The sequence below is a fragment of the Streptomyces sp. NPDC001508 genome (assembly GCF_040298665.1).
Lineage (GTDB): Bacteria > Actinomycetota > Actinomycetes > Streptomycetales > Streptomycetaceae > Streptomyces.
Window position 1 is genome coordinate 125,732 of record NZ_JBEPAP010000011.1, and the last position, 17,795, is coordinate 143,526.

Below are 17,795 nucleotides of genomic sequence, written 5' to 3' on the forward strand. Positions count from 1 at the left end.
GAAGCCGAAGCCGAAGCCGAAGCCGAAGCCGAAGCCGAAGCCGAAGCCGAAGCCGAAGCCGAAGCCGAAGCCGAAGCCGAAGCCGAAGCCGAAGCCGAAGCCGGGGGCCTGGCGGCACCGAACCTGATCACGGACGTGTTCACCACCGACGCCACCGTGCCCGACGTGAAGGCAACCGCACCTGTCCAACAGCGCCTGGCCGCACACGGGGTGACACCCGGCGAGCACTATCTCGACTCCGGCTACCCCTCCGCCGATCTCATCACCGCCGCGCTGAAGCAGGGCACCCGTATGGTCACCCCCGTCCTGCTGGACCACTCCGCACAGGCCAAGGCCCACGCCGGCTTCGACAAGAACGCCTTCACCATCGACTGGAAGGCGCGCCAGGTCCGCTGTCCCGCCGGCAAGAGCAGCGCGCACTGGAACCCGGTGAAACAGCACGGCGCGGACGCGATCGTCATCACCTTCAGTGTCCGCACCTGCCGCCCCTGTCCCTTCCAGGAGCAATGCACCACTTCCGCGCTGGGCCGGCGCATGCTCACCCTGCGGCCCAGGGAACCGCACGAGGCCCTCGTCCGGGCCCGCGCCGAGCAGAAGACCGAGACCTGGAAAGCCAAGTACGCCCTGCGCGCGGGAGTGGAGGGCACCATCAACCAGGCCCTGGACATCACCGGCATACGCCGGGCCCGCTACCGCGGACTGCCGAAAGTCCGCCTCCAGCACGCCTTCTCCGCCACCGCACTGAACGTGATCCGACTCGACGCGTACTGGACCGGACACGACCGGCACCACACCCGCAGCAGCCGCCTGGAACACCTCGCCTACCAGCTCACGGCCTGACCCAGGAATTGCGCAGCAGAGTCACCGACCCAACCAAAACAGCAAATGCGCCGGTGAAAAGGGTGCGGTCGGACCCTCGGCCGGTGTGGAACCCCGAATGGTGGTGCAGGCTTCACCCCGGTTCGGGTGCGCGGTGTACTGCCCGGAACACCGTCAGCAGGCAGCATGGAGGAGGCCGCGTGACGCGACGAGCACGGAGTGGAGTAGGAGTTCTCATGGCACGTTCGACCGACTACGACGAGGATCGCGCTTCCCGGAGGGCTAGGGGAGGGTGGTACGTGCTGCCACTGCTGGTGTTCTTCGTGGGCGCCATGCTCACGTCCGTGGTCTCGCATGGTGTGGACGGCGGCACGCACACCGCTGTGATGAGCGCGGGGTTCGGCCTGGACGCTCTCGCGGTGATCTGGGCGATCGTCCGGTGGCGGCGGTCCGCGAGTTGAGAAGGCACTCAGAGGGGGATGCTGAATGAAGTCGTCACTGGGCATGCGGACGCGCTTACCGGAAAGGCGCCGGAGGTTCGCTGTGCTCCTGGCTGGCGGAATCGTCGCCGTCCCGGCTGCCCTCGGCCTGACTGCCTGTGATTCCGCGCAGCACGCGCTGGATCGGGGCGATATATGCCTCGACATTATGGACGTCGCGCTTTTCGACCCCAATCCGTCGAGTGCGGATGAGGCCCGCAAGGACGTCCGCGAACGCGCCGACAAGATTGACGAGATCGCCGAAAAGGCCTCCGACGACAAACTGCGCGATGCCGCGGCGAAGACCGCGAAGGAGCTGCGAGACGCTGCCGACGGCGATCTGTCCGCAGGATCGGTCTCGGACTACGTGTCCCAGCAGAACGATCGGCTGAAGGCGCTGCGCGAGACGTGCACCGACCTCGGCGACTTCGGCTAACACACACCGCCGCAGAGCTGGGAGTCGGGCATCACGGGAGACATCCCCCCGCACCGTTGAGTTCAGATGCCCTTCCTCCTTTCTACCGGCGATGGCATTGAGGTTTTCTCGGCGAAATGATCTCCGCGAAGCAGGCTGATCGGCGCATGTCCGGATAGATCGGTCCGGGCGGCCCCAGCTCTGGACAGACGTAAAGCCCCTGGTAGGACAGGTCTCACCACAAGAGCGTGTCCGTAACCACCAGAGGCTTCACGTTGGTCACCTATGCTGCCACGCTCGACGTCCCGCGCCATGTCGTGGAGTACCTGTCCCGCCTGCTCGCAGCGCACCGGACCACCGCGGAACAGGGTCTGCGGGCGCCGGACCTGTCCCGCCTGCTCGCAGCGCACCGACGGCACATCGGCACCCCACGCGGCAGCCGGGCACTGGGCCCGTTCCGGCAGGCCGTGCTGATCCTGCGCTGGTTCCGCGAGCGCGGCTGCGTGCACTGCCTGGCCCGCGACGCCGGCGTCTCCCAGGCCACTGGCTACCGCTACCTGCACGAAGGCATCGACGTTCTCGCCGAGAAGGCCCCGGACCTGCACCAGGTCCTGGGCCGCTGCCAACGCGAAGGCATGACGCACGTAATCCTGGACGGGACTCTCATCGAGTGCGACCGCGTGGCCGGGATCCGAGAGAACGGCAACGACCTGTGGTTCAGCCAGAAGCACAAGTCATTCGGCGGCAACATCCCTGCTGCTGGACGGGGAACCGGCCACCGCCGAGCCGAAGAAGCTCCGCTACCGGCTGCTGCACGTCGCCGCCCGCCTCACCCGCGGCGCTCGGCGTCTGCGCTTGCGGATATCGGCGACCTGGCCCTGGAGACACGAACTGGCCATGGCCTTCCAACGCCTCGCCGCACTGCCCCGCCCCGCCGACTGACCGCCAAATCCCCGACCGCCCACGACTCGAAAGACCTTGGAGAACCCGACCACGCGCCGGGACTCCGCCATGCCCAGGCAACAAAATCACCCCGCCCACGCGACACCAGACGAACAGCGACGTCTGATCAACCCAAGCGAAACGGCGAGGTTAACGCTCTGAAGTGGGGTCTGGCCCAAGTTGTGGTGAGCCGACTACTCGTTGTAGCTGTTGATCTTCGTGACTGAGGTTCGGAAGTCGCCTTGAATTCGCTCCTCGTATGGCTGATGTGCTCGACATTCGGTCGCAGTGAACGAAGACCCGTCTCTGGTACAAGAGCTGTTGTTCCCGTCGAACACGAACGTCGTGATCACGTCCGCCGAGACGGACGGTGAGGTGATCCGCATCGAGGCGCGGTGCTCCGCGAGCAACGCCTGTTGCCCGGCCTGCGGGGATTGGTCTGCTCAGATCCACGGTTCCTACCTGCGCTTTCCCGCGGACCTGGCCTGTGCCGGACGGCCGTGCGTACTGGCACTGCGGGTCCGCCGGTTCGTATGCGCGACCCGGGAGTGCCCGCGGCGCACGTTCGTCGAGCAGGTGCCGGGACTCACCCGGCGCCACGGCCGGACCACCGAGCGTCTGCGGTCGGCAATGAGCAAGGTCGGGCTGGCACTGGCCGGGCGGGCCGGCGCCCGCCTCGCCAGACACCTGGGCATCACGACCAGCCGCAACACGCTGCTGCGGAGGGTGATGGACCTGCCCGACCCGGCAGCGACGCAGCCCCGCGCCGTCGGCGTGGACGACTTCGCGCTCCGGCGTGGCCACGTCTACGGAACGGTCGTGATCGACGCCGAGACCCACCAGGTCCTCGACCTGCTGCCCGAGCGCGACGCCGCCACCCTCGTCCCATGGCTCGCGGCCCGTCCCGGAATCGAGGTCATCTGCCGCGACCGCGCCAGCGCCTACGCCGAGGCGGCCGACACCGCCGCGCCCCAGGCCCTCCAGGTCGCCGACCGGTTCCACCTCTGGCAGAACCTCGCCTCGGCCGTCGAGAAGACCGTGGCCGCCCACCGCTCCAGCCTGCACGACCTGCCGCTGCCGGACCCAGAGCCGGAACCGGCCTGGGAGACGCCGATCAGGGCGGCCCCCGGCCAGACCGACGAAACGGACGCACCGACAGGCAAGTTCGCCGAGCGGGACCGTGTCCACCACGCTCTCGTCCACGAACTCCTCGCCCAGGGCATGAGCCTGCGGGGAGTCGCACAGCATCTGGGCTGGGGTCGGCACACAGTGCAGCGGTACGCACGCGCGGTCCGCTGGCAGGACATGGTCAAGGGCCGCAAACGGCAGCTCCCGAGCAAGCTCGACCCGTTCAAGCCCTACCTGGCCGAACGCTGGGCCGAGACCGGCGGGAAAGTGACCGTCCTCGACCTCTACCGGGAGATCACCGCCCGGGGCTTCCGCGGTCACTACACCATCGTCTGCGACTGGATCCGGCGCGACCTGCCCCAGCGGGAAGGCTTCACACCGCCTCCGGCCCCGCTGTCGGTACGGCAGGTGACCGGCTGGCTCACCCGGCACCCGGCCACCCTGACCGAAGAGGAGAAACTGCACCGCAAGGCCGTGCTTGACCGCTGCCCGGAACTGGCCTCCGCTGCCGACCTGACCAGCTCGTTCGCGGAAATGCTCACCACACTCGACGGACTGCGCCTCCCCGAGTGGATCACTGAGGCGGTGACATCGGGCCTGCCCGGAATCAGCACCTTCGCCACCGGGCTGGAAAGCGACTTCGACGCGGTGACCGCCGGACTGACCACCGACTGGAACTCCGGCCCGGTCGAAGGAGCAGTCAACCGGATCAAGATGCTCAAACGGCAGATGTTCGGCCGCGCCGGATTCCCGCTCCTCCGGAAACGCGTTCTCCTCGCGTGACACTCCGTCACCAACCCACACAACTTGGGCCAGGCCCCACTTCAGAGCGTTAATGCCACGGCGAGGACCGCCGGCACTCTGCGGCGTAGGTCTGTTCGAATTCCTGCGACTTCCATCACGGTTTCACTGCCGAATGGCCGGGCCGGTGTGTCCACCTCCCCTGGGGGTGGGGGTGCCGGTAAGAACGCTGTCACCAGCCGCAAACGGCGGGTGTCACGTGCGGCGACGTGCGGCGGGGTCGCGTTCCGCGACGTGTCGGGCGACCGCGTCGACGCCGGGACGGGCGTACCGCTCCAGGGAGCGGACGGAGGCGTGGCGAGAGCGGGCCAGCAGCATTGGGGTGGACGTACCGTCCTCGGCGTCATGCGTGAGGGCGCTGTGGCGGAGCCGGTGGAGGGTCCAGCCATCCAGGTCCTCGATGTCTGCGGGTGAGGCGAGCGGGTTGGCCAGCAGCCGGGTGTTCTCCTCGAAGATCTCCTCGGCCCGGCGGTAGGAGAGCCGGGCGCGTCCGGTCTCTGGACACACGTCGAGCGTCGGCGTTCCAGCCGGGGCCTTGCGGTCGGTGAGGAGCAGCGGGCCTAGGGTGCGGCGGGTGGTGAGTCGGGGCAGGAGCTGGGCGGTGCCGGACTGCCAGTGAATCCACTCGGTCGCCCCGCCCTTGGCGGTGATCCTGCCGCGCTTGTCCTGCGGGTACAGGTCTTCCACGTTCAGGCACAGCACCTCGTCGGCGCGGGCCGCCGACTCGTAGAGCATCTTCCAGAACGTCTTCTCCCGTAGGGCGACGTCCAGGCGCCACAGGGCGGCGATCTGGTTCTCGGCCAGGGCCTTGGTGCGGTCCGGCGGTGCAGGCCGCCGCTCGATGCCGATCGTCGGGTCGCCTTCGATCCAGCCCTGGCGCTGCCACCAGCCGATCGCCTTGCGCGCGATGGACAGTTCACGGTTGACGGTGTCGGCGTCCATCTCGTCCGCCCGCACCGCCGCCAGCTCGGCCAGCACTTCCGGCAGCGCCGGGTCGTCGATCGCGGTGACGGGGAAGACGGGCGGCTTCGCGCCCCGGCGGGCGGGTCCGGTCGGTGCCGGTTTGCCGGCGAGTATCCACCCCCACGTCGTGAGCGAGATCCGGTAGATCCGCGCGGAGGACTTCGCGATGCCCGCGCCGGTGAGGTACCGCTCGACCGCCGCGGTGTACGAGAAAGGCGGGGCGGACAGGGGTACGACCCGGGCGCGCGGCAGCCGGAGCGCGCCCCCGTTTCCGAGTTCGGTCACTGGCCCGATCGCCATGCCGGCTCCGCCCATCCCTGGCTCTGCCGCAGTAAATGCGTACACCTCGCCCCAACGGCCGGGTCACCCCACCGCAGGTCGCGTTGATCACGGGAGAGGCCCTGCCGCAGTAAATCCGGTATTTACTGCGGCAGTCGAGCTTGCGAGTGGATCAAACTGCAACTACTGTGGTTGCAGTTAACCGGCGACGGCAAGGAGTAGGAGATGGCGGGGCTCAGCAGTAGGAGCGCGGTCGCGATTCACGCGCTGGCGATGCTGGCGCACCGGCGTGGGGGCTCGTTGACTTCCGCGGAGATCGCGGACAGCCTTGAGAGCAATCCAGTCCTCGTGCGGCGTGTCCTCGGCCGCTTGCGAGACGCTGACCTGGTTTGGTCCGCCGAGGGCCGGGGGGGCGGCTGGTCCCTTGCTCGCGCCCCGCGGGATATCACGCTCTATGACGCGTACGCCGCCGTCGAGGAAGGGCAGATCTTCTCGCGGTACACCCATCCGCCCAGCGGGGCGTGCGAGGTCGGACGCAACATCGGCGACCTGCTTGACGTCGAGTTCCAGAGCGCGGAACGAGCTCTGGAGGAACAGCTCGGCAGGACGACGATCGCCGACCTGCTGCATCAGATACTGGCCTCCGACAACGAACCGAGGAATCACTGATCAGGCGCTGACGCGCACCCACCCTGCGTCATGAGGTACGCCTTAACTGTAACTAGTTTGGTTACAGTTTTTCCAGCCCGGGCACTCCGGGCCCTCCTGACTCTCGATGCCAGCGGCCCCGCATGATCCGTCCGCGTGTACCGCGGCCCGAACACCTACTCAGAACGCACCAGGAGTGAGAGCGATGCACCAGGAATCCGAAGCACTTGCGAGCACCGAAGCTCGCGGCCCTGCGACCTATGACCTCGTGATCAGTCGCGCACATGTCTTCGACGGCCGCCAGGCGCTCGCCGGTCTGTACGACGTCGCCATCAACGGCGGAGAGATCGCTTCCGTCTCGGCCGAGCCGCTCAGGGGCAGACAGGAGGTGGATGCGGCCGAAGGATGGGTCATGCCGGGCCTGATCGACACTCATATCCACTTCTACGACGTGCGCGCGGTCTCCGATCCGGATTCGATGCGGGCCTTCGAGGAGAACGAGCTTCCCGGAAGGCTCGGGCTGTTCCTCGACCACGGGATTACCACCATCAAGTCGGTGGGCGATCCGACGGGCGGAATTCTGGACACGCGGGCGAAAATCGCCGCGGGCGCGCTGCGGGGCCCGCGACTGCTTGCGACCGGTTGCGGTATCACCGGACGCGACGGGCATCCCGCCGCCACTGTCTTCAGCGGCAACCCCTGGGCGCGCGAGCGCTTCACGGGAGAGGTCGACAGCGTGCAGCAGATCCGCGACCTGGTGCACCACCTCGCTGACCGAAAGGTGGACGCGGTCAAACTCCTGTCGGAAGGCGCGTGTGCGCACGCTGGCGGGCCGAAGTACCTCTGGCAGAATCCTGCCTTTCCTGGTGGTGTCGAGTTGGAACGGCTTCCCCTCGATGTCCTTCTGGCGGGTATCGAGACCGGGCACGAGCGGGGCCTTCGGGTTACCGTCCACACCACCCAGCAAGCCGCGGCACGTGAGGCGATCGAGGCTGGAGCGGACGGCCTGGAGCACGGTGTCACCGTCGAGCCCCTCACCGACCACTCGCTCATCGACCTGATGCTCGAACACGGCATCACCTACACGCCCACGCTCTGGATCGACGATGCTCACCCGGACGCCCGTGGCAATCTCAAGAAGGTCGCTGAGGCCGGCGTGCACATCGCGCTGGGCAGCGACACCTTCAGCGGTCGGGGCCTGTTCGGAGCCAACACCCTGGACGAGGCCGAACTCATGGTGGCGGCCGGGATGACGCCCACCCAGGTGCTGGCCGCAGGCACCAGCGGCGCGTCGCGGCAGTGTGTCCGCCCCGACCTCGGCGCGGTGGCCCCCGGCAAGCGCGCCGACCTGCTCGTGCTGAACGCTGATCCCACTGCGGACATCGGCAACCTTCGCGACCTCAGCATAGTGATCCTGAACGGCGGGCTCGTCGTCGACAAGCGCTAGCTAGGCGCGCGCGTGGCGGGACGTCCTCCCGCCGCTTCACCGCAGCAGGGAGGAAACCACCCATGAGAACCTGGTTCATCACCGGCATCAGCAGCGGCTTCGGCCGCCTGATGACGGAAGAGCTGCTCGCTACCGGCGATCGCGTCGCCGGCACACTTCGGGACCTCTCAGCCGCCGACGACCTCAAGGCGCAATACGGCGACCGGCTGTGGCTCGCCGCTCTCGACCTGACACATGCCGGCGAGATCCGGCCGACGGCCGACGCCGCCTGGGCCGCGATGGGCCACATCGACGTGGTCGTCAGCAACGCCGGCTACGGGCTGCTGGGCGCCGCCGAGGAGGTAACCGACGAGCAGGTCCGCCACCAGATCGACACCAATTTGATCGGATCAATCCAGCTCGTTCGCGCGGTCCTTCCCCACATGCGCGAGCAGGGTCACGGCCGCATCCTCCAGGTCTCCAGCCTCGGAGGCCAGGTGACGATTCCCGGCAGCTCGCTCTATCACGCAACGAAGTGGGGCATCGAAGGGTTCATGGAGACGGTTGCGCAGGAGGTGGCCGTGTTCGGGATCGGCTGCACGATCGTCGAACCCGGCAGTGCGCGCACCGGCTTCCGTAACAGGAGCGCGAGAGTCGGGCCCCGTATCCCCGCCTATGACGCCTCACCCTCCCGCAGGATCAATGACATCCTTGACGACACCTCGCTCCACTCGCCGGGCGACCCAGGCAAGATGGTCGACGCAATGATCGCCAGCGTCGTTGAGGAACCCGCTCCGCTGCGCCTCGCTCTGGGCAGCGACAGCTACAAGCACATCACCCGCACGCTGAGCACTCGCCTGGCCCAGCTCCAGGCACAACGCGACCTGGCCTGCTCGACCGACTGCGCAGACCGGGGAAACGGCCCGCGCTTCTTCCAATCGGACGAAAGCTGACTCGCAGGCAGGGCTGAGAATGCTCACGCCTATGTCGGTCGCATGAGCAAGGCGCTGATCGACGAGAAAGCGGTGGCAGCAACGCAGAACGCGTTCGAATGCGGCCGCGACGCCGCACTCGCCGCCGCGACCACTTCATCCAACGGACAGCCGACGGGCTGATGATCCCCGTCGCCCAAATCGAGTTCGTCAGGTTCGATCTCAAGCACGCCGAGACCGAGCCGACCACCTGACGCGACAGCGCACCACGAATAAGCAGCGTCCGAAGCCACAAGAGGTGACTTCGGGCGCCGCTTCGACTGTACAGGCGCATGTTCACACCGCGTTCTCCGCGACGGATCGCTCGGCCTGGTCGGCCTGGGCACGGGGGCCCGGTACGGAGGTCGCGGCGAGGTGGAGGCGGGCGCCCATATCGAGGTTCACCTCACCGTAGGGCCGAACGTGGGACCAGAACAGCGGGGTCAGGCCGCGCCGGTCGGCGGGTGTGAGGAGATCCGCCCACGCCGGTTCGCCGAGGATGTCTTGGAGCATCAGGGTGTTCACGTACACCAGGGCCGATTGCAGAATCCGCAGGCACAGCACGAACATCTCCTGCTCGTCGCGCCGGTTGGAAGCGATCTCTCCGCCCTTGCCGTAGGCGATCACGCTGTTGGCGCCGTTGGAGGACTCCATGACGTTCAGGCCCTCCTCGATCTCCTGCTGAAGGTCACGCAGCCGCAGGTAGCGGGCCACGAAGATGGTCTTCTGGGCGCGGCCGACCTCCAGCATGGCCGCGTAGGTGGGGTGGGAGGCATTGCGGGTGAAGCGGCGCAGGATCACCTCGGTGGACGCGGTCCGCGTACGGATGGCGGTCGCGTACTTGATCATCTGGTCGTACTGCTGAGTGATGAGTTCCCAGCGGATCGGGCGGGTCAGCGCCGGGGTGAGCTGCGGGTAGGCGTCCGGGTCGCCGGCCGTCGGCCGGTACAGCTTGACCTTGTTGATCCGCTTGATGCGCGGCAGCAGGTCGAAGTTCAGCAGCCTCGTGATGCCGAATCCGATTTCCGACTGGCCGTGCGAATCGGTGTAGTTGGCCTCGACGTCCATGGTGGTGCCGTGCCGCATCGCGCCCTCGACCATCGCGGCGACCTCGGAGGCGGTGCAGTTGATCAGCTGGGAGTGGATGGCCAGTGACTTCTTCTCCACGTGCCAGTAGATGAGCACCCCGCGGCCGCCGTAGCGCGAGTGCCACTCGGTGAACAGGTTCTGGTCGTAGGCGCGCACGTGAGTGGAGTCGGAGGCGACCGCGGTCGAGCCCTGGCCCCACAGCTCGGTGCTGCGGGCGGCGAAAGTGGCGTCCGCTATCTGGATCGCGATGGCGCGGGCGGCCTCCGCCGAGAGGTAGCGGCGCCGGACGTAGCGCAGCTCGTCCTCGGTGTGGCCGTGGCCGCCGGAGGCGACGGCCTTGATCCCGGCGTTCGTGCCGTAGGCGTAGATCACCAGCAGCAGGCGCTCGGCCAGGACCTCCGCCGAGAGGGAGCCGCCGCCGGAGACCGAGGTGACCGCGTCCAGGCAACCCGTGCGCAGGACGGCCTCTTTGAGCATGTCGATGAGCGGCACGATGCCCCACCGGCGCTGTACCTCGCCCTTGATCCTGCGCAGGTTGCGCGGCTCGGGCTGGGCCTCGGCTGGGGTCAGCCGGATGGCCCCGGACTTCCGCTCGGCGATGTCCAGCCAGCTCAAGCGCGGCATCCCATCGTTCAGCAGCGTCAGCTCGGTGGTCATCTGCTCGCGCAGCTCGTCGACGAAGACGGCCGCGTCCAGTGGCTTGCGCAGCTCGCGGTAGTTCTCCTCGCGCCGCTCGGCGAAGTCCTGGGGCAGGTCCTCATCGGGGTTGCGCCACTTGTCGGCGCCGACCACCCAGATCTCCTTGCACTTGAGCTGGTCGCGAAGGGCCTGGAAGGCGACGACCTCGTAGACCATGCGCACCACCCGGCGCCGGCCACGCTTGTCGGTGCGGTGGACGACCTCGGCCCAGTCCCCGCCCATCGCCTTGTGCACCGGCACGGTCTCGCCCAGCGGGTAGTACGTGGTGTTGCCCGCCGCCGCGTAGCGGGCGACCAGCGCCAACGCCTCGACCACCGGCCGGTGGGTGTGGTTGGACGAGCGGAACTCCAGCATGTCCAGCAGCTTGATCAGCCCGCGCCGGTAGTGGTTGGTGTACGACGCCTTCAAGGTGGTCTGCACCGTGCGCCGGTAGACCGGACCGCGGGTCTTGAACTCGTGCACCAGCTCCCGCAGCGTCTGCTCACCGCCGGAGACCGCCGGGTAGACGACCTCGCGGACCGTACCCTCCGGCTCGCCGATCGACGCCTCAGCGAGCTTGAAGAGGATGTTCTCCTTGCCCGACACCTTCTTGAACGCGTTGACCAGCTGCTCGGTGACCTTCTTCTCCGCCCGCGCCCCGATCCGGTGCACCGTGGAGATCAGCAGCTCCACCAGCGTGTCCGTGATCTCCCGCTCCCGCTCGTGCAGCAGCGCGGCCAGCAGCGTCACCCGCAACGGCAGCGGATGCGTGCGCAGATGGGAAGGAGACTCCACCGCGGCCCGCGCCCGCCATGAGGCCACCACCTTCGGCGCGACATCGGCGAACAGGTCCATCGGCAGCCCGACGGCCCTCACCGCGAGCAGCTTGTCGATCTCGGTGAGCATCGTCTCCAGGCTCACATTGCCCGGAGCCTCCTTGATCTTCCCCAGGGCCGACGGCCCATCCTCGCCCTCACCGGTACCTGCTTCACCGGGTACAGCGTCGTCCTCCCGGTCGGCGCCAGCGACCAGGGCGACGATCCGCTCCGTGCCCTCCACCGTCAGCCGCGCCGAGATCCTCGCCGTCAGCGTCTCCTCGGCCACTCGCAGCGCGGCACCCACGATCCGGTCGCACCGCCCCGGAGTCGGCGGCTCGATGCTCTCCGCGCGGCAGCGAGCCAGCAGTTCCACCCGTACCTGCTCCGGCCGCCTCTCGTTGCACGCGACATGCTCGGCGAGCCAGGCCGTCAGCTTGTCCGCATCCGCGACGCTGCACTCACGAAAGCCCAGGTGCCCGCGGATCTGCGCGCGGTGGTACTCGACCGTTCGGCCGCTCCACTCGTACGCGTCCAGCTCGGAGGCGGGTACCTGTACCTGCCGGGCGACGAACTCCACCGCCTCGCCCGGCAACTCGAACCGGCCCCGGGGAAACCGACCGTACTGCGTATAGAACTTCAGCAACACGGCGAAGCCCAGGCGCGTCGCACCGCGCTTGCCGGACACGAGCCCCTGCTCGTCCTTCAACAGCGTCCAGTGTTCGACCAGCTCGTCCAGGTCCAAAGGGGTACGGGCCACGGTCGTCGATCGTCCTCTTGGGGCTTCACCCCGCGCAGCTGTACGACCCCGGACTCACCCACATGGGTGACACCCTCACAAGATCACCGCCGTTTGCGGCTGGTGACAGCGTTCTTACCGGCACCCCGGGTGGTGGCGCTGGCTGAACCGTGAAACGGGTGGGTGCTCCATCGTGCGGCGACGGGGGCGCTTCTAGATTCACCAGCAATGGGAAAACCCTGCTCAGCGGCTGCCGGGCGGGGTGCATGACGAAGGGCGCGGTCGGTGACGACCACCCGGAGGGCGGACCATGGCAAGGCTTCGGACGGGGAAAGACGCCCTGGTGCTCACCGCAGAGCACCCGGGGGACCGTGGCACCGCGGGTGCTCCGGCGCTCACACTGGAGTCGGTCACCAGGCGTTACCGGCGCGGAGGGAAGCAATTCCACGCACTGGAGGACGTCAGTCTGGAAGTCCCTCAGGGCCGGTTCCTCGCTGTCATGGGCCGCTCCGGTTCCGGCAAGACGACGTTCCTGCAGTGCGCGGCCGGACTCGACCAGCCCACCGCAGGCACGGTGTGGATCGGAGACACCGACTTGTCCCGGCTGTCCGAGGCGGCTCTGACCCGGCTGCGCAGGGACCGGATCGGCTTCGTCTTCCAGTCTCTGAATCTCGTACCGTCGCTCAGCGTTCAGGAGAACGTCGCGCTCCCGCTGCTACTGAGGGGCATGAGCCCCGGCGACCCAGGGGTGCGGGAACGCTCCCTGAAGGTCCTGGAGGCCGTCGGTCTCGCCGACCGGGCGGACGACACCCCGCTGCGGATGTCGGGCGGCCAGCAGCAGCGCGTGGCCATCGCCCGGGCCTTGGTCACCGACCCTGCGGTGATCTTCGCTGACGAGCCGACAGGTGCGTTGGACCCGGTCACGGCGCGCGAGGTGCTGAGCCTGTTGCGTGAGGCCGTCGACAGAGCGGGCCACACCGTCGTCATGGTGAGCCACGCTCCGGAGGCCGCCTCGTGGACCGACGAGGTGATCTTCATCGAGGCCGGGCGGGTGGTCGCCCGGCTGGACCGCCCCGCGGCGGATACCGTCGCTCGCGAATTCGCTCAGCTCACGGAGCGGTGACCATGGCCGTCGACACCCGCACGCGCCCCGACCGGCACGGTGAGTCGGTGGGCAACGTCCAGCGCACCGCCCGGTTCCTCGCCTCGCACTCCGTACGCCGGCATCGCAAGGCATGGGCCGCGGTGTTCGCGGCTCTCACGCTCACCTCGCTCCTCCTGGGCAGCTTCGCGCTGGCCACACTGTCGGCGTTCGTGGGCCACGCCCACGTGGAGCGCTATGCGGCGACCACCGCGGTGATCACCGCCGACCAGAACACGAGCTACCGCGCCAAGCCGTGGGGCAGCAAGCCGAAGACCGTGACGCAGTCGCTCACCGAGCGGGTCGGCGTCCCGTCCGACGTGGTCGCGCGGCTGTCGGACGTCCCCGGTGTGCGCACCGCGATCCCCGACCGCAGTTTTCCCGTGACGCTCGCCGACGGCGACCGCACACCGGTACGCGGACCGAGTACCGATTCGGGAACGGTGCCGGTGTATGGGCACGGTTGGTCGGCGGCTGCGCTTGCCCCGTTCACGCTGCGAGACGGGAAGGCGCCCGTGGGAGCGGGGCAAGTGGTCCTGGACGGTGATCTGGCTGACCGGGCCGGCGTGCGGCCGGGCGACCGGATCCGGATCCAGACGCTGGACACACCGGCCGAGTACGTGGTCTCCGGCATCGCCGCTCCAAAAGGCCGGGCCGCCACCGCCGGCCTGCCCCACCAGGGCGCCGTGTTCTTCACGGACGACGAGGCCGCCCGGCTGTCGGGCCATCCGGACACCGTGGACGCCATCGGTGTGCTGGCTGCGGACGGTATCACCGTGCATCAGCTCTACCCTGAGCTGCGCGAGGAACTGGATGGCGGGACTCCGGCCCGGGACGCCGCCGCGGGCACCCGGGCCCCGCAGGACTCGTCGCTGCTGCGCGTGCTCACCGGCAACGGGCGCGGTCAGGCGGAATTCATCGAGGCGGCGCCGAGCCGGGCAGGTCTGCTGAACCTGCTGGCGACGCTGTGTGCGACGGTCATCATGATCGCGGTGCTCGTCGTCGCCACCACCATCAGCCAGGCCGTCCACCAACGGGCCAGGGAACTGGCGCTGCTGCGCGCCGTCGGAGCGACGCCCTGGCAACTTCGGACGACGGTGGGCCGCGAGGTGACCGGCGTCTCGCTCACCGCCGCCGCGCTTGGGGCCGTGGGCGCTGTCCCTGTCTTCCTGGTGCTCAAGTCGATGCTCCGGTCCCGCGGAGCCGTCCCCGTCGGATTGGAACTGCCGGTCCTGTCCTGGATGCTCGCCATCCCCCTTGTCACGGCGATCCTGACCCTGCTCGTCGCGCGGGTCTCTGCGGCCCTCGCCTGCGCGCGCATCGCCAAGATCCGGCCTGCTCAGGCACTGGGGGAGTCCCACAGCGAACCGGCGCAGCCGGGCAAGGGGCGCACCGTCACCGGGCTGGTCGTCCTCTTCGCCGGCCTGAGTTCCTCAGGAACCGCGGCCCTGCAGTCGGGTGAGCTGGCGGCCATGGCAGCCGGCAGCGGGGCGCTGGCCTTGGTGATCGCCTGCGCCCTGCTCGGCCCGTGGATCGCGCGAGAGGCCATGCACCTGCTGGCCCCGACGGTCCGCAGGCTGGGCGGTGCCGGGGGCTACCTCGCCGCCGCGTCGGCCAGGGCGAACTCGCGTCGGCTCGGCGCGGCCATCACCCCCGTTGCTCTGATGGTGGCCTTCGTGGGCGTACAGCTGGCCGCGGGCGCGACCACGGAACATGAAGGCAGCGCGCAGGCCCGGCAGGCGCTGCGGGCGGATCTGGCCGTCACCACGCGGGGTGCGGGATTGCCCGCCGAAGCCGCGCGCCAGGTGGCCCAGGTGCCCGGGGTCGAGGCGGCCACCGGTGTGCTCCACAGCACGGTCGTCCTGGCCCACCGCTCGGCAGGTGAACCTGTGCTCGATCGACTCCCCGTGGTGGGTGTGACGCCGGACGCCCTGCCCGCGACGCTGGACCTGGACGTCACCTCCGGGACCCTGCGCGACCTGCGGCGGGGCACGGTGGCGGTCGGCACCGACCAGGCCGAGTCACTGGGCCTCAAGGTCGGATCCACGGTCAAGCTCCGCTACGGAGACGGTGTGGTGGGCTCGCTGCGGGTGGTGGCGGTGTACGAGCGGTCTCTCGCGCTCGGCGGCTATCTGTTCGCCCGGGAGGTGCTCGTCCCCCACGTGTCCGTGCCCTTGGACACTCGCGTCCTGGCCAGCCTCGCACCGGGCGCCGACCGCGACGAGGTGCGGCGCGAGGCGGCTGCCACGCTCGCGAGCACCGCGCTGGACGTCCGCGTCGAAAAGGCGCCTGATGCCGAGCACCTCCGGCCCGACGACCGTGGGGTGAGCGAGGTGCTCATCACAGTGGCGGTCATGGTCGTCGGCGGCTTCACCGTCATCGCCATACTGAGCACCCTCGTACTGATCCTTGTCGGGCGTCGCGAGGAGCTCGTCCTGCTGCGGCTGGTGGGCGCGGGGCGTCGGCAGGTGCGGTCGATGCTACGGATGGAAGCGGCGATCGTCATCGTGGCCGGACTGACGGTCGGAGTGCTGGCCGCGGTGATCCCGCTCACCGCGTTCAGCCTGTCCGTCACCGGCTCCCTGCCCTACCTTCCGCCGGCCCAGGCGGGTCTGATCGTCCTGGTGGTCGTCACGACCGTGGCCATCGGCTTCCTAGTCCCGGCGCGGACGGCGCTGCGCAGGCGTCGCCCCGCGGCGCTGGCGCGCTTCTGACGGCGTCGGCGCAGCTGGCCGCACCCCTTGCCGCAGCTTCGAGAGCACCAGAAGAGCCCCCGGGGGACCGGGGCTCTTCTGGTGGTGTCATCCGCCGCTGCTCACGGCTCGATCCTGCCAGGGGCCAGGGAGCGCGGTGTGTAGCGAGCCCGGATCTGCTGCTCGAAGGCGTGGGCCAGCCCCAGCAGCCGCGGCTCGCTTCAGGCGCGGCCCGTGAAGGTGACACCCAGGGGAAGCTGGAAGACCTGCCCGGCGGGCACAGCGATGGCGGGATAACCGGCCAGAGCCGAGGGCATGGAGCCCTCGCCCAGGTAGAAGTCCCCGTTCAGCAGGTCGATCTTCCAGGCTGGATTCCACGTCGGCATCACCAGAGCGTCGAGACGGTGCTGGTCGAGCACGGAGTCGAGTTCCCGTCGGTGCGCCAGATCACGTGTCTCGTCGAGCGCCTTGCGGTATCGGTCGGCGTTCAGGTCACCGTCGCTGAATGATTGAACCAGCTTCAGCGGTGCCTGACTGAAGTACCTCAGTTCGGTGTCGGCGTGCTGGCTTTATCGATGACTCACGTGAACAGAGCCAGCGTGTGACTACGGGGAGAACGACATGGCCGTTGACAAGCGTGCTGCCGGTTGAACTCGACCAGTTCGCTCAGACTGCGCGGGTGGGTCCCGGGGGTGTTCTGCAGATAGGTGTCGAAACTGTGCTTCGACTCGTACAGCGCGACGATTCCCGGCGCTTCCGAGCAGGCCATCTCCTCGACCGTGGGGATGTCCGCTGGATAGACCACCACGGCGCCGGCCGCCCGCAGTGCGTCCAGGGCCGCCTCGGCGACGGCATCCGCGTGTTCGCTGTATCCGAAGAACACCTGACGCGGCACGCCGATACGTGCTCCCCGCAGGGCATCCCGGTCGAGGAAGCGGGCGTACTCCGGGTGCGCGTGCCCTCCGGCGGCACGCGTGGCCGGATCGCGGCTGTCGGGGCCGGAGATCACTCCGAGCACCGCGGCGGCGTCGGCGACGGTGCGACACAGGGGCCCGACCGAGTCCTGGGACACGGAGGCGGGAATGATGCCCGCGCGGCTTGTCAGCCCGACTGTCGGTTTCATCCCCACCACGCCGCACACCGCGGCGGGACTGAGGAACGACCCGTTCGTCTCCACACCCAGGGCCACGGCGCACAGGTTCGCCGTGACGCCGACCGCTGGCCCGGAACTGGATCCGCTGGGCGAGCGGCCCAGCTGGTAGGGGTTGCGGCACTGCCCGCCGCGTGCGCTCCATCCATTGGTATGCGTCACCTCCCCGCCCGCCCACTCGGTCATGTTGGCCTTGCCGAGCAGGACTGCTCCGGCCCGGCGCATGCGGGCGGCGACCGTCGCGTCCTGCCGCGGGCGGGCACCGAGCAGGGCTGAGGAGCCCGCTGTGGTGTGCATCCGGTCCCGGGTCTCCACGACATCCTTCAGCAGGACGGGAATCCCGTGCAGGAGGGGATGCCGTACGCGGTGCCGGCTTCGCTCCCTGTCGAGTTCCTCCGCTGTGCGAAGGGCGTCGGGATTCGTCTCCAGAACGGCCCGTAGAGCAGGTCCGCTGGTGTTCATACGCTCGATGCGTGACAGGTAGTGCCGCGTCAACTCGACACTGCTGAGGGGCACCGACGAAACACTCGTCGTACGGGGACGAGTTGACGGACGCTCTGACCAGGTCGCGAGCGAGGGGCGCCTCGTCCGGCGGGAAAAGATCTCCGGCAGCGTGGGA

At 68.8% G+C, this 17,795-nt stretch carries 13 protein-coding genes and 1 pseudogene; 10 read left to right on the plus strand and 4 right to left on the minus strand.

All coding sequences use genetic code 11. The annotated features are described in order from the left end of the window. The 5 genes and pseudogenes from ABT245_RS13670 to ABT245_RS13695 form a co-directional block, all read left to right on the plus strand. Positions 1-840: transposase (locus tag ABT245_RS13670; protein ID WP_351732812.1), on the plus strand; the 840-nt coding region annotated here is incomplete at its 5' end. A gap of 215 nt (positions 841-1,055) precedes the next feature. Then, positions 1,056-1,280: a SoxR reducing system RseC family protein gene (locus ABT245_RS13675; RefSeq protein WP_351732815.1), complete on the plus strand. Its 225-nt coding sequence runs from the start codon at positions 1,056-1,058 to the stop codon at positions 1,278-1,280. Between the two features lie 25 nt (positions 1,281-1,305). Next, the gene (locus ABT245_RS13680; protein ID WP_351732818.1) at positions 1,306-1,734 is read left to right on the plus strand and encodes a DUF8711 family protein; all 429 of its coding nucleotides are present in this window, start codon (positions 1,306-1,308) and stop codon (positions 1,732-1,734) included. Positions 1,735-2,466: 732 nt separating this feature from the next. Further along, a pseudogene (locus ABT245_RS13690) lies at positions 2,467-2,655 on the plus strand (transposase); the annotation flags it as partial. Between the two features lie 288 nt (positions 2,656-2,943). Then, positions 2,944-4,566: an ISL3 family transposase gene (locus ABT245_RS13695; RefSeq protein ID WP_351732821.1), complete on the plus strand. Its 1,623-nt coding sequence runs from the start codon at positions 2,944-2,946 to the stop codon at positions 4,564-4,566. 213 nt (positions 4,567-4,779) lie between these two features. On the opposite strand, the gene ABT245_RS13700 is transcribed toward ABT245_RS13695, so the two are convergent. Next, positions 4,780-5,847: a tyrosine-type recombinase/integrase gene (locus tag ABT245_RS13700; protein WP_351732824.1), complete on the minus strand. Its 1,068-nt coding sequence runs from the start codon at positions 5,845-5,847 to the stop codon at positions 4,780-4,782. 204 nt (positions 5,848-6,051) lie between these two features. On the opposite strand from ABT245_RS13700, the gene ABT245_RS13705 reads away from it, so the two are divergent. The 3 genes from ABT245_RS13705 (at position 6,052) to ABT245_RS13715 (ending at position 8,853) form a co-directional block, all read left to right on the plus strand. Then, positions 6,052-6,495 (plus strand): Rrf2 family transcriptional regulator, encoded by a 444-nt coding sequence (locus ABT245_RS13705; RefSeq protein ID WP_351732826.1) that lies wholly within the window; start codon positions 6,052-6,054, stop codon positions 6,493-6,495. A gap of 184 nt (positions 6,496-6,679) precedes the next feature. Then, a complete protein-coding gene (locus tag ABT245_RS13710; RefSeq protein ID WP_351732828.1) occupies positions 6,680-7,921 on the plus strand; it encodes an amidohydrolase family protein in 1,242 nt (413 codons plus the stop codon). A gap of 62 nt (positions 7,922-7,983) precedes the next feature. Then, positions 7,984-8,853 carry an SDR family oxidoreductase gene (locus tag ABT245_RS13715; protein ID WP_351732830.1) on the plus strand — a complete coding sequence of 290 codons (870 nt, stop codon included), beginning with the start codon at positions 7,984-7,986 and terminating at the stop codon, positions 8,851-8,853. 315 nt (positions 8,854-9,168) lie between these two features. Here the strand turns inward: ABT245_RS13715 and ABT245_RS13720 are convergent, their stop codons facing one another. Continuing rightward, complete coding sequence (locus ABT245_RS13720) at positions 9,169-12,213, minus strand: Tn3 family transposase (protein WP_351732832.1); 3,045 nt, start codon at positions 12,211-12,213, stop codon at positions 9,169-9,171. A gap of 289 nt (positions 12,214-12,502) precedes the next feature. Between ABT245_RS13720 and ABT245_RS13725 the strand changes: the two genes are divergently transcribed. Next, positions 12,503-13,315 carry an ABC transporter ATP-binding protein gene (locus ABT245_RS13725; RefSeq protein ID WP_351732834.1) on the plus strand — a complete coding sequence of 271 codons (813 nt, stop codon included), beginning with the start codon at positions 12,503-12,505 and terminating at the stop codon, positions 13,313-13,315. A 2-nt stretch (positions 13,316-13,317) separates the two neighbouring features. Further along, positions 13,318-16,047, plus strand: coding sequence for an FtsX-like permease family protein (locus ABT245_RS13730; RefSeq protein WP_351732837.1), 2,730 nt, complete (start codon positions 13,318-13,320; stop codon positions 16,045-16,047). A gap of 200 nt (positions 16,048-16,247) precedes the next feature. Here the strand turns inward: ABT245_RS13730 and ABT245_RS13735 are convergent, their stop codons facing one another. Next, positions 16,248-16,445: a hypothetical protein gene (locus tag ABT245_RS13735; protein WP_351732839.1), complete on the minus strand. Its 198-nt coding sequence runs from the start codon at positions 16,443-16,445 to the stop codon at positions 16,248-16,250. A 161-nt stretch (positions 16,446-16,606) separates the two neighbouring features. Further along, the gene (locus tag ABT245_RS13740; RefSeq protein WP_351732842.1) at positions 16,607-17,692 is read right to left on the minus strand and encodes an amidase family protein; all 1,086 of its coding nucleotides are present in this window, start codon (positions 17,690-17,692) and stop codon (positions 16,607-16,609) included. Positions 17,693-17,795 lie beyond the last annotated feature (103 nt).